Genomic DNA, 207 nt, shown 5'->3' with positions numbered 1-207 from the left:
ATTAATTGAGAAGGTATTTTGTCCATTATCCTACAATTTTCAAATGATTAGCGTTCTTTGTCCAATGCTGCTGCAATAGTTTAGCGTGTTCCTCTTCAGATACTTTCAGGTACTTAAGAAAAGCAGATTCGCTTTTATGGCCTGTGATCCGCATAATTGACTGAGAAGGAAAGCCCGATTTGTATAAATTAGTGGCAAATGACCGCC

General features: G+C 38.2%; 1 protein-coding gene. It reads right to left on the bottom strand.

What is annotated here, in order from left to right:
- Nucleotides 1-25 precede the first annotated feature (25 nt).
- On the bottom strand, nucleotides 26-207 hold a 182-nt coding region (locus W7W_RS23960; protein WP_010665661.1), incomplete at its 5' end, for a tyrosine-type recombinase/integrase.

This window comes from Marinilabilia salmonicolor JCM 21150, assembly GCF_000259075.1.
In the GTDB taxonomy this organism is placed as follows: Bacteria; Bacteroidota; Bacteroidia; order Bacteroidales; family Marinilabiliaceae; genus Marinilabilia; species Marinilabilia salmonicolor.
The sequence above is the reverse complement of the archived record's forward strand: the minus strand, read 5'-3'. Positions and strand labels throughout refer to the sequence as shown.